This window comes from Pedobacter changchengzhani, from assembly GCF_004354365.1.
In the GTDB taxonomy this organism is placed as follows: domain Bacteria; phylum Bacteroidota; class Bacteroidia; order Sphingobacteriales; family Sphingobacteriaceae; genus Pedobacter; species Pedobacter changchengzhani.
On record NZ_SJCY01000017.1, the window covers coordinates 18,272 to 31,540 of the forward strand.

Consider the following 13,269-nt stretch of genomic DNA (forward strand, 5'->3'; position numbering starts at 1 on the left):
CAACAAATATGTGGAAGAAAAAATCAAATTTATGTATAATTTTAATGTTAATAAGTTCAATGGCTGTAAGTGCGCAAGTAAAAATTGATTTTGAAGTTTCGTTTACTGAGCCTCAGGCACATTATGCCGAAGTACAGATGAATATAGCTGGCATTGTAAACAATTACGTTGATGTAAAAATGCCTGTTTGGACACCAGGTTCGTATTTAGTACGCGAGTTTGAAAAGAGTGTTGAAGAATTTTCAGCTTCTGCGGGTGGGCAAAATTTAAAATTTGAGAAAGTAAGTAAAAATACTTGGCGAATTTTCTCATCAAAAGCCGATAAAATTAAAATTAAGTACAGGGTTTATGCCTTCGAAATTTCGGTAAGAACGGCTTTTATTGATGAATCTCATGCGTTTTTATCGCCAACGGGAATATTTATGCACCCTGATGGGATGATTAACGTTCCGAGTACAGTTAAAATTATTCCTTATAAAACTTGGGCAAAAGTATCTACAGGTTTAACACCAGTTGAAGGCAAAAAATTTACTTATCATGCACCAAATTTCGACTGGCTTTACGATAGTCCGATAGAAGTTGGCAACCAAGATACATTTGAATTTATGGCATCGGGCGTAAGGCACGAAGTGGCCATGTATGGTGGTGGAAATTACGATAAGGAAAAGTTAAAAATAGATATGGCCAAAGTTGTAGAACAAGCAACGGCTGTTTATGGCGAAAATCCAAATAAATATTACCTATTCATCGTTCATAATTTTAAAAGAGGAGGAGGAGGTTTAGAGCATTTAAACTCTACAACTTTAGGCGCATCTAGAGACGCATATGCTGATGAAAACGGTTACAAAGGCTTTTTAAGTTTAGTTGCGCATGAGTACAGTCATTTGTGGAATGTAAAACGATTAAGGCCTATTGCTTTAGGTCCATTTGATTATGATAACGAAAATTATACTACAAATTTGTGGATTGCAGAAGGTTTTACCTCTTACTACGAGAATAAGTTTTTGTATAGAGCGGGTATTTACGACTTGAATGAATACCTATCTGAAATTACATCCTCTTTAGGTACGGTTGTAAATTCAATTGGTGCAAAATACCAATCTGCTGCATCATCTAGTTTCGATGCTTGGATTATTGGTTACCGCCCGAATGAAAATTCGAAAAATAATTCGATCTCTTATTACTCAAAAGGGAATGTTATAGGTATTTTAATGGATTTGGAGATTGCAAACGCTACAAAGGGAACTAAAAGTTTGGATGATGTGATGCGGGCGATGTATTTACAATGCAAAACTTTAAAGCGTGGTTATACCGATGCAGAATTTAAAGCCATGGTTGAGAAAATTTCGGGTAAAGATTTTACAAAATTTTGGGCAAAATATGTTACTGGGGTTGATGAATTGGAATATGCTAAATACTTGGGTTATGCAGGAATAAATATGTCTGCTGAAAATAGTACGCCAAATAAACCTGTTACAGGCGCTACCTTGCAAATTGGAAATAGGCTTGTGGTAACAGGAACGGATAGAAATTCTGCTGCATGGATAGGTGGATTAAATGTTAACGATGAAATTTTGGCTTTGGATGGGGTAACAATTAATATTGCGTTAGCGACCATGAAACTAAAATCTTCTTCCTTTTCTTTAGATGCAATCCCTTTGGTGGCAGAAAAAAATATTGGCGATGAGCTTAAGGTAAAAATTGACCGTGATGGCATTGAAAAGGATTTAATACTTTTATTAAAGGCAAATCCGAATGTCAGGTTAAAATCAGCAGTGAACGAAAACGCTACGTCAGCTCAAAAAGCGGTGCTTAAGCGATGGACGGGGAAGTAGTCCTAAATTAATTCTATGAAAATAATGGGCTGTAGCAATCTAGACAGCCCATTTTTTTATGATGTCTTGGTCGTAATTTTAAATGTGTTTTTTTCTCATTTGGGTGGGAATTTAAAAACCTGAGTTGAATAATTAAATATTGCTTTCTAGAGTATAAATGCAATTTTGGTTTAGAGCTGTCGTCACCCTGAATTCAGTTCAGGGTCTTTATAGCAGGAAAGATGCTGAGATAAATTCAGCAGGAAGATAAAGATAAGTATAACGCAAATGGAGCATGTTTTTCAACAAAACAATTATCGAATTTAGGTTTAAAACAATAAATAGGTTTGTGTTTCGCATTACGATTCCCGTTTTCACGGGAATGACGACAGTTCATAGTTGGTGTTCATGCACATGCCAGATTTTCCAATGAAGAATTGTTTTCCTTTCCGAAAGATTTATAAACAAAAAAACGGTTATCGAGAACTAACTCGATAACCGTTTTCATTTGAATTCTCGTTACTGATCTAAATCTGCATCGTATTCCAACACATCTTTATGGTCATAAGGTTCTTCTAATAATTCATCAATTGATTTAACCTGTTTATTAAAACCAAAATAGTTTAACATCATATCAAATATTAGATAAACCACTGGCACAACAATCAGCGTTAAAAATAAAGAACTGGTTAAACCGCCCACAATTACCCAAGCCAAACCATTTTTCCATTCGGCACCTGCACCACTTGCCAAAGCAATAGGCAACATACCAAATATCATGGCAATGGTTGTCATTAAGATTGGACGTAAACGCGCATGATTTGCTAAAATAAGTGCTTCAATTGTCGATTTTCCTTCAGCTTTCATGTGGTTGGTAAAATCGACTAGAATAATTGCATTCTTAGCCACCAATCCCATTAGCATAATAAAACCTAAAATGGTGAAAATACCGATAGAGTTATTTGTTAAAGCCAGCGCTAAGAAAGCACCGATTAATGCCAGAGGTAAAGAGAACATCACCACCAATGGATATACAAAACTATCGTATAAAGCAACCATAATTAAGTAAACTAAAATTAGCGAAGCCAATAAAGCGATACCCAAAGTGCCAAATCCATCTGCTTGATTTTCTGCATCACCTGCCCAAGTATAACTTACGCCCGTAGGTGTTTTTAGCTTGCCACTTTTTTGATAATCGAGTAATTTCTGTTGAAATTCTGCCACAATTGTTCCTGTTGGCCTACCAATAGATTGGGCTTTTACCGAAACGGATGTGGATTTATTTAAACGCTCTAACTGACTTGGGCCCGAACCTTCTGTAATGGTTGCAAATTGTGCCAGCTTAACTTGCGCGCCCATCGAATTGATAAAAATCAAATTACGAACATCATCAATGTTTTTTCTGTTAAAATCTTGATATTGAATATTGATATCGTATTCGTACTCACCTTTTCTATATTTACCATCGGTATTACCCGCATAAGCGGTTTGCATGGTCGAACCAACTGTTGCCAGTGTTAAACCTAAGGCCGACATTTTATCGCGATCTACCTGAACGTTAATTTCTGGCGTACCTTTTTCTACTGATAACTTAATCTCGGTTGCACCAGGAATAGTTGCCAATACTTTTTGCGCACCTTCTGCATATTTTAAAGCACTATCTAAATCAGAAGCCATAACCACCATTTGAATTGGCGCATTTTCTGCTGTACCCATAATACTAATTGGTACGGTTTTAACCTTTGCACCAACCAATTCTTTAGCTAAAGCACGGCTAATTTCTGTTGCGTAAATATCTGATGATTTACCTGCTCGCTTGCTGCGGTCAACCAATTTTACATTGATTTCTGATTTATATGCAGTTGCTTGCGTTCCACCAAAATCTCCCGTTGCTTGCCCAACAGTTGTAATTAACTGCGTAATTTCTGGTTTTGTACTTAAAAAAGCCTCTGCTCTTTGTGTAAATGCATTGGTTTGCTCTAATGAAGCATCTTTTGGCAATTCTATTTGTACTAAGAATTCTCCTTTATCAGATTTAGGGAAAAATTCTGATCCGATGAAACCAGCGCCTGCCAACCACATCGCAGCTGCGAATAAAACTACAACCGTAAAAATTGTACGTCTCTTATGGTTTAACGACCATGTTAAAATACTGGTTACCCATAATGTAAATTTCTTTAACTGCTTTTCAAACCAAAGGATAAAACGACCGAATGCATTTTTACCTTCAATATGCTCTAATTTACCGTATCGTGAGAACAATAATGGAACAATTGTAAACGAAGCGAATAATGAAAGTAGCGTTGCCATAATTACAACCACACAAAATTGGCGTAAAATATTGGATACTAAACCAGAACTAATGGCAATAGGGAAAAATACTACTACAATTACCAAAGTAATGGAAACTACGGTAAAGCCGATCTCTCTTGTCGCATCAGAAGCTGCCCTAACTTTATTTTTACCCATTTCCATGTGCCGCTGTATATTTTCGAGCACCACAATGGCATCATCTACCAAAATACCGACCACCAGAGATAGCCCCAATAACGACATTAAGTTTAAAGTATAGCCGAATAAACTGATGCCAATAAACGTTGCAATTAACGACGCCGGAATAGATACCATTACAATTAATGCATTACGTAAACTGTGCAAAAAGAACAGCATTACTAAGGCCACTAAAATAACGGCTAAAATTAAATCGTGAATAACCGCATCAGCCGATTCTAAAGTGAAGATTGAACTATCACTTACAATTTTAATGTTTAGATTATCAGATTTATATTCCTTTTCAAGGCTTTCGATTATTTTGTGTACACCTTTACTTACTTCTACTGCATTGGCATCACTTTGTTTAATAATTTGAATTGCAATTGCACCTTTTCTATCAATACGCGCTAATTTCTCAGTTTCTTTCTTCGAATCCTGAACATCGGCCACATCACTTAAACGAATTTGAGTGCCATCTTTGGTTGTTGTTAAAACTAAATTTCTAAGCTCATCAATACTTTTATATTTACCCGATAAACGGATTAAAACATCCTGATTAACAGTTTTAATACTTCCGGTAGGGAAATCCAAATTTGAACTTAAAATAAGTTGCTGCACTTGAGGCACTGATAAATTATAACCTTGTAACTTATTTGCATCTAAAGCAACTTGGATTTCTCTTTCAGAACCACCAATTAAGTTTACCTGTGCAATACCCGAAACCCTAGAAATAACAGGGGCAATTCGTTTGTCGATTAAATCATAAAAGGTAATGTCATCCATACTCGCCGAAGCAGACATGGTAATCACCGGCAAATCATCTAAAGAGAATTTACTTAATGATGGCGTTTTCACATCAGCAGGTAACTGAGATAGTATTGCGTTTACTTTACGTTGCGCATCATTTAGCGAGATGTCGATTTTTGCTTGATCTGTTAAAGTAATCGTTACCACGGATAAACTCTCAAAGGAAACAGCATTAATTTTCTTAATGTTTTCCATTGAAGATACCGCATCTTCGATTTTTTTAGTTACGGTATTTTCAACCTCGTTAGGCGAAGCACCTGGATATATGGTTGAAATGGATACTACATTAGGAGAGAATTTTGGAAGTAATTCATACCCTAAAGAGAAGTAGCTCAATAGCCCAAGTAAAGTAAGCGCAGTAAAAACCACAATTACCAACGAAGGCCTTTTTATAGAAATATCTGTTATTTTCATTTTTATTTTATTTGAAATTGGTAATTAGATGTTAGTATTTACGTGTTAGATATTAGTATTTAGACACTAGATCTTTTTACTTATAAATTACAACTTATAACCTACAACTGAACTTACAACTTACTTTACTACGCTAACCGCTGTACCATCGCTTAAGTTAATTTGTCCGCTTGTAATCACGGTTTCACCTTCTTTTAAGCCATCAACAATTTCAACTTGGTTGCCTAAAATACGGCCTGCAATTACTTTACGAATTTTAGCTTTGTTGTTTTCTAACACAAAAACTTGGTTGCTACTTACGCTGCCCACAAATGATGTACGCGGAATAAGAATAGAAGGTGCTTGTGCTGGGAAATTGAAAACTGCAGTGCCGTACATACCTGCACGCAAACTATTGTTAGTGTTGTTTGCTACTTCAATTTCTATCGGGAAGTTTAAAGTTCCATCTGCTTTAGCTGCAATAAAAGTAATTTTTCCAGTAAATTTTTCATTAGGGAAAACGGTAGATTTTATTGCAATTTGATCGCCTATTTTAAGGTTTGCAACTTGCGATTCATTTACATTTACCTTTAGTTTTAATTTAGAAACATCAACCAATTCGAATAATTGCGTGCCTTGCCCAGTTACAAAAGCACCAACTTCAATATATCTCTTATTTACAATTCCGTTAATTGGCGATTTAATATTTGCATCGCTTAACCTGCGTTGCGAAGCCTGTAAACGTAATTTTGCATTTTGTGTTGCCAATTTCGCTTGGTCTAATTGTTGTTGCGTTACACCACCTGTACTGTAAGAACTTTGGTACCTAGCCTGATCTTTCAATGCATTTTGATAGGTTGCTTGCGCAGTTTCTCTATCTGTATTGATGATTTCTGCATCGATACGTGCCAAAACTTGTCCTTTAGTTACACGAGCACCTTCATCTACAAAAATTTTGGTTACTCTACCCGGGCTTTCTGATAAGAAGTTTAGCTCCTGTTTAGGTATAAAATTACCGTTTACACTAAAATCCAAATCAACGGTTTTCTTTTCTACTTTAGCTGCGTTTACAGCTACTGCACCGCCACCTTTAGCAATGAAAGCCGTTTTTTCTTCAGTCTTCTTTTTATTATTTGTTAATACGTAAGCGATTGCACCAATTGATGCTCCGATAACGAGTAAGATGATAATTGCCTTTTTCATTATTTTAATAGCGATTTAATGTTTCCGTTTGATTTAATTAATTGTATTTCGGCAATTTTATAATTTAATAAAGCCTGTGTGTATGTATTTTGAGCTTGTGTTAATGAGTTTTCTGTTTCCAATAAATCCGTTAATGATGCTAAGCCATTGTTGTAATTGTTCTGTGTACTTTTATAAATTTCTTGCGCAAGATCAACGTTTTTACTTTGCGAGTTTATCGTATTCATGTTGTTGCGCAATTGAATTTTTGCATTCTCGTAAGCTAAATTTAAACCGTTGGTAGATTCTACTCTATCTTCTTGCGCTTTTTTAATGTCAACATCCGCTTGTCGGATTTTCGATCTTGTTAAAAACCCATTAAAAATTGGCACTCTTAACGTTAAGCCAATAGCTGATGAACCGTAACCAATTGCCTTTTCGTTTGTGCTTAAAAAATCGAAACTGTTGCTTTGACTCGAATACGTGTAATTGCCCGCCAATGCAAGCGTTGGATAATATTCTGAAACATAAGCTTTACGTTGCAGAGCCAAAAGTTTATCCTGCGTATTTAGCAATTTAACTTCAGTTCTATTACTCAAGTCGATAGAATCTGTAAGCACCGGCAATGTTGTAACCTTCGTTAATTCTGTAGCTGGCAACATAATTGGTGTTGCAACCGGCATGCCCATTGAATATTTTAGCTGATTTTCTAACTGCGTAATGCCATTAATAATCTGTTCGCGCTGCGTATTCAAATTGGTTAAGTTTACGTTAATACGATCTACATCAATTTTACGTGCCAAACCATTTTTGTACTGATTGCTTACAATTTTGCCAACAACGCCAATATTTTTAATATTGGTATCAATTACATTCAGTTGCTGTCTGTTAACCAAAACTTGATAGTAATTGTTGGCTACGTACTCTATAACCTGCTCCTCGGTAAGTTGCGACATTAAATTGTAATACTCTCCGCTAGATTTTGCTGCCTGCAAGCCAGTAAATATTTGCTGGTTAAATAATTGTTGCGAAAGTTGAATGCCACCGTTGGAATTCCATTTTTGGCCAAACTTTAAGGTTTGTAACTGTCCGCCAAAATCTACAACCTGTTGCCCAATAATTGGATTGTAGGTTAAGCCAGCAATGCCCGTTAATTGTGGCAATGCCTGCGCTCGAACTTCTTCAACTTTGTAAATACCTTTTTCGATGTCTAATTTTGCCTTGCGCACTTTGGTGTTGTTTTGAAGGGCAAAGGTTAATGCATCTTTTAAAGTTACCTTTTGTTGCGCAATTGCGAATTGAGGTAAAGCAAAGCCTACTAATAAAATAAGTAGGGCTTTCGCCATTTTTGTTTTAAGCATAATATGTATTGTTCTTTTTGTTTTTTAATTATTGTAATTATGATTTTCTTTTGAAAAGATGCCAATTAACACCTTAATCCCCTAACAAAGATTCTAGATAATTCTTTTTGTTTATTGTTAACTTTTACAAATACCGCTTCATCCGGAAATAAATCTTTTTTAGCATCCATTACGCAAATGGTGGTCAGGCCTGTTAAACTTTCTATATATAATTCGGCTACGTGCGCCATATCTTTGTGCTCTATTTCTTTTTTTGTTTCAGAATCCTTAAAAACCGCAGTGTAAAAATCTCGCTCTGCATTTCTTAGGTTTTCTAAAGTATGCTTAATGGCATCATCGTTATATAAAAGCTCAGGTACACCTTCGGTAATTTTAAGCATATAATATTTTTTGAAAAAAGAATCTCTTATATCGATGATCTTGAACAAACTGTCTTCTAATGCATCTTCTTTTTTGTATTCATTTCTTAAAACCTCAAAATATTCTTGAAAAACTTTTTCGATTACACCAACAATCAGGCTTTTCTTATCAGGAAAATAATAATATAAAGAAGGTTTTGAAACGGATAAATCATCAGCGATATCGTTCATAGTGGTTTTTCCGATACCGAAATGAGTAAATCGCTTAATCGCCCCTTCAATAATCTGCTCTCTTTTTTTATCTGCTACTTCCATGTTTACTTTTAAACCTTCTGACCTTTTTAATATAAAAGTCAAAAGTATAAACATTAACACACTTTTCAATCATTTGATTAAGAAATTGTGATAAGGTTACGGGTTTATGACATTACTCGCTTTTTTATTTTTTGTCGGTCCGGACTTCGGATCCTACTTGACGGCCAAGCGGGGAATCTATTTGCTAATAGTAGATTCTTCGCTTTGCGCTGAATGACAAAAGTAATTGCATGGTTACTTTTTTTTTGTTTTGGTCATTATTAGCGATAAAGTATGCCTTCAAATCTGTACAATTTTTAGTTCGAATGCTTAAATTGTTATAATCTACTTTTGGTTAAAACATTTAATTTTTAAATAAGCTCCGTGAGCTTTACCTTTGTTATATGTTTATGGAAATCGTATTTGCTTTAGTTATTGTTTTGGGCACAATCATAGCGATGGAGTGTTTATCATGGTGTATCCATAAATATCTGTTTCATGGACCACTTTGGTTTCTTCACAAAAGTCATCACGAAAAAAGTACTGGCTTTTTAGAATGGAATGATTTGTTTGCTATATTATTTGCATCACTTTCACTGTATTTAATGTATATTGATAGAACAAATTTTGGCTATAAATTTTTTATTGGTGTTGGCATCACTATATATGGTTTAATTTATTTTGTGGTTCACGATTGGTTTGTTCACCGCAGATTTAAAACTTTTAAAAGCAAAAATTTTTATTTAACGGCGGTTAGAAAGGCACACAAAATCCACCATAAAAATATGGGTAAAGAACATGGTAAAGCTTTCGGTCTTTTGTTTTTTACTAAAGGAATCCTCTCCGATACTAAATAATAAGATTGGATCATCTTAAAATATTCGTTAGTGCAAATTCCAAATCATTAAAAACAGATATTTCTGCTACTTTTGTTTTTCAAACGATTATCATGCTTCAAATTCAAGAAAATATTTCTCTTAAACCTTACAATTCTTTCGGTATTGATGTTAAGGCGCGTTATTTTGCTGAAATATTTAATGAAACAGATTTAAAGATGCTCTTTAAGACTACAGAGGTTGTGAATCGAAATATTTTGATAATTGGTGGAGGCAGTAATGTGCTTTTTACTAAAAATTTTAATGGATTGATTGTTAAAATAAGTATCAAAGGCATTAAATCTCGCACTGAAAATCATCATGTTAAAGTTACGGCCGGTGGGGGAGAGGTTTGGGGTGATTTTGTAAATTATTGTGTAGGTCATAATTTTTCTGGTGTAGAAAACCTGAGTTTAATCCCTGGTACAGTGGGCGCATCACCGATACAGAATATTGGCGCTTACGGCGTAGAGCTTAAAGATGTTTTTGAAAGTTGCCAAGCTTTTGAAATTAAAACTGGCGAAATTAGAACCTTCAATTACGCAGATTGCAACTTTGGTTATCGCGAAAGTATATTTAAAGGAACACTTAAAGGTCAATTTATTATTACTTCGGTAACGTTTAATTTAAAAATTCAGGCTGAGATTAATACCTCTTACGGCGCGATAGAAACAGAATTAGCAAACAGGGGAATTTCTAATCCTAACATTGCTGATGTATCCGCTGCGGTATCGCATATTAGGGTTAGTAAACTGCCAGATCCATCTACAATTGGAAACGCAGGTAGTTTTTTTAAAAATCCAATCATCGATAAAGCCGAATTTGATAAAGTAATTTCGAAGCATCCTGATGTTGTTAATTATCCAACCGGAGATGGACGAGTAAAGTTAGCCGCAGGCTGGTTGATTGAGCAATGTGGCTGGAAAGGTAAAACGGTGGGTAAAACCGGAACGTGGAAAAACCAGGCGCTTGTGTTGGTTAATCATGGCGGCGCAACCGGAACTGAGGTGCTCGATTTTTCTGCACAAATTATAGACAGTGTAAAGTCCACTTTTGGAGTCACTTTAGAGCGTGAAGTAAATATTCTGTGACGAATTGTTTGCTCATGTTGCTTCTAAGGCTTTTGAATGTGGAGGTTTTTTTTTGGTATTAAGTTTGTTTACTCTTTAATTGTAAAACAAACATCACAGAAATTTCCTTGTTTTCTTTTAACTTAAAACCACTACATCATGACTAAACCTGAATTCAACCATTTAGTAAATCATCACTCTTTATCTTTAAAATCTTACGCCTTAAATTTTACAAAAGATTCAGAAGATGCAAATGATCTTGTGCAGGATACCATGCTAAAAGCGATAACCTACTACAACAAATTTAAAGAAGGCACAAATTTGAAAGGTTGGTTGTTTACAATAATGAAAAATACATTTATTAATAACTACCGTAGGTTAGTAAAAAAGAATGCATTAATTACGCAAAGCGAAGATATTTCTTCTGCAAATTTGTCTTTTAGTTCGTCAAAAAATCAAGCAGAAAGCAAATTTATTTTAGGCGATATTGATAAAGCGCTTGCTCAATTACCACACGATTATTACGTACCATTTATCCGTTATTTCGAAGGTTATAAATACCACGAAATCGCCGATATGTTAGAAATTCCTATCGGGACGGTAAAAACTAGAATACATGTAGCAAGAGGAATCTTGAAAAAATATTTAAAAACATATTCAAAGGAAGTTCCAGCTTTAGCGTTGGTAAATTAGGAAAATATCTATCAAAAATTAAAAGCTTGGAAATTTTTCAAGCTTTTTTTGTTTTAAAAAATTGTATTTAATGTTTCTACCATTCAAGTATTAAGAAACATTAAGTTTTTGATTGAAATCGCTTAATTACCTTAACATTGCTAATGTTTTAAAATATTGTGTTGGTTTTACTGTTTCTACCATTAAGGCATTAAGAAACATTAATTTTTTGATTGAAATCGCTTAATTACCTTATATCTTAATGTTTTAAAATATTGTGTTGGTTTAAGTGTTACTACCATTAAGGCATTAAGAAATATTAAGTTTTGTCTGAAATTGCTTAATTACCTTAACTTCTTGATGTTTTAAAAAATTGTGTTGGTTTAAGTGTTACTACCATTAAGGCATTAAGAAATATTAAGTTTTGGCTGAAATTGCTTAATTACCTTAAATCTTAATGTTTTAAAAAACTTTATTTAATGTTTCTACCATTAAGAAATATTAATTTTTGATTGAAATCGCTTATTTGCCTTAAATCTTAATGTTTTAAAAAATTGTATTTAATGTTTCTACCATTAAGAAATATTAAGTTTTGGCTGAAATCGCTTAATTATCTTAAATCTTAATGGTTGAAAATTCATTTGTTTTAGTTTTATCATTGAGGCACTAAGAATCATTAAGGATTGAGGTTTCAACAGAATTAGTTGGCGTTGATTTCTTAGCACTTATTGATTTATTGAAAATATTATCATTTGTCTTTTATTAAAGCAATAATGCTAGCATAAGCTTTAAATCATCCTGATTATCTTCGCGGATGTAAAAAAGTTGTTTGCTTTTTTTAGGGTTTTTGCTTTTAATCGCATTAGCGGGCTAATAGACAAAAAGAATGGTAATTACGCTGTAATCGCCTAACTGTCATATATTTACGCCCTATGTTAGCTAAATATAAAAAAACTGCATTTATTGTGGGTCAAAAAGCACTTTAAAATATGGCAAGGTTAATGGTAAACAGCGATTTAAATGTGGGTTTTGTGGCAAACAATTCAGTACAAGAAGCTCAATAAATCCAGATTCAATCTGGACGGATTACACCCAAGGTAAACAGACCTATCTTCAGCTCTCGGTCAAGTACAACTGCTCTACAAAAACAATACAACGCAAAATTGATGGTGTTAATGTAACTGTACAAAAGTGCTTCGCCAGTTCGGTAAATGTATTGATGGATACGACCTATTTTGGGAGGAAATTTGGTGTGATGGTTTTCAACGACAGCCTTACCGGACAAGTACTCTTTAAGCAGTATGTTCAACAAGAGACCAACAAACTTTATTATTCGGGTATAGAGGAAATCTCCAGAAGAGGGATAAAAGTACAGGCAATCATTTGTGATGGTCGCAAAGGGTTATTAACCCTATTTGAAGGTATTCCTATTCAGATGTGCAACTTCCACCAGGTTGCAATTATTAGGAGATACCTGACCAAAAAGCCCAAGATGCATGCCAGTAAAGAGCTTTGGGAGCTTGTATTGATGTTAAAACAAACCGATAGGGAAAGTTTCGAGGGAGGCCTGAACGAATGGCTCGGGAAATGGGAAACATTTCTTAACGAACGCAAAGTAGACCTAACAGGCAAAAACAGGTATGTCCATAAAAGGCTTCGAAGCGCTTACCGTAGCCTGAAAACAAACCTGCCCTGGTTGTTTACATGGTATGATCATATCGGACTGAACATTCCTAATACAACGAACGCAATTGATGGTCATTTTGCAGATCTAAAGAACAAACTCAGAAATCATAACGGACTTTCATTACCACGGAAAAAGAAGAGTATGTACCACGAACTGTGTCAAAGCGTTAAACCTTTAAACACAATTAGCGATGAGAACAGGAGAAGATTTTGATTTTGAGAGCTTCAAAAACGAAGCAATGGCTGGGCTAAGTTCCGGCGAA

General features: G+C 34.7%; 9 protein-coding genes. 5 read left to right on the forward strand and 4 right to left on the reverse strand.

Features of this window, described 5'->3' with window-relative positions:
* Positions 1-44 precede the first annotated feature (44 nt).
* Positions 45-1,835: a M61 family metallopeptidase gene (locus tag EZJ43_RS16400; RefSeq protein WP_243718120.1), complete on the forward strand. Its 1,791-nt coding sequence runs from the start codon at positions 45-47 to the stop codon at positions 1,833-1,835.
* Positions 1,836-2,333: 498 nt separating this feature from the next.
* Here the strand turns inward: EZJ43_RS16400 and EZJ43_RS16405 are convergent, their stop codons facing one another.
* From EZJ43_RS16405 to EZJ43_RS16420, 4 genes are all read right to left on the reverse strand, one after another.
* A complete protein-coding gene (locus tag EZJ43_RS16405; RefSeq protein WP_133263807.1) occupies positions 2,334-5,528 on the reverse strand; it encodes an efflux RND transporter permease subunit in 3,195 nt (1,064 codons plus the stop codon).
* 120 nt (positions 5,529-5,648) lie between these two features.
* The gene (locus EZJ43_RS16410) at positions 5,649-6,710 is read right to left on the reverse strand and encodes an efflux RND transporter periplasmic adaptor subunit (RefSeq protein WP_133263808.1); all 1,062 of its coding nucleotides are present in this window, start codon (positions 6,708-6,710) and stop codon (positions 5,649-5,651) included.
* Complete coding sequence (locus EZJ43_RS16415; protein ID WP_133263809.1) at positions 6,710-8,050, reverse strand: TolC family protein; 1,341 nt, start codon at positions 8,048-8,050, stop codon at positions 6,710-6,712. The genes EZJ43_RS16410 and EZJ43_RS16415 overlap by 1 nt, the downstream gene beginning before the upstream one ends.
* Positions 8,051-8,115: 65 nt before the next feature.
* Positions 8,116-8,778 (reverse strand): TetR/AcrR family transcriptional regulator, encoded by a 663-nt coding sequence (locus EZJ43_RS16420; RefSeq protein WP_243718121.1) that lies wholly within the window; start codon positions 8,776-8,778, stop codon positions 8,116-8,118.
* A 335-nt stretch (positions 8,779-9,113) separates the two neighbouring features.
* On the opposite strand from EZJ43_RS16420, the gene EZJ43_RS16425 reads away from it, so the two are divergent.
* The 4 genes from EZJ43_RS16425 (at position 9,114) to EZJ43_RS16440 (ending at position 13,220) form a co-directional block, all read left to right on the forward strand.
* Complete coding sequence (locus EZJ43_RS16425; RefSeq protein ID WP_133263811.1) at positions 9,114-9,560, forward strand: sterol desaturase family protein; 447 nt, start codon at positions 9,114-9,116, stop codon at positions 9,558-9,560.
* Between the two features lie 92 nt (positions 9,561-9,652).
* Positions 9,653-10,669, forward strand: a complete 1,017-nt coding sequence (murB, locus tag EZJ43_RS16430) for a UDP-N-acetylmuramate dehydrogenase (protein WP_133263812.1) — start codon at positions 9,653-9,655, stop codon at positions 10,667-10,669.
* Positions 10,670-10,807: 138 nt separating this feature from the next.
* On the forward strand, positions 10,808-11,341 hold the full coding sequence (locus tag EZJ43_RS16435; protein ID WP_133263813.1) for an RNA polymerase sigma factor: 534 nt from the start codon (positions 10,808-10,810) through the stop codon (positions 11,339-11,341).
* A gap of 937 nt (positions 11,342-12,278) precedes the next feature.
* Positions 12,279-13,220 (forward strand): IS256 family transposase, variant Zn-binding type, encoded by a 942-nt coding sequence (locus tag EZJ43_RS16440; RefSeq protein WP_449406371.1) that lies wholly within the window; start codon positions 12,279-12,281, stop codon positions 13,218-13,220.
* Positions 13,221-13,269 lie beyond the last annotated feature (49 nt).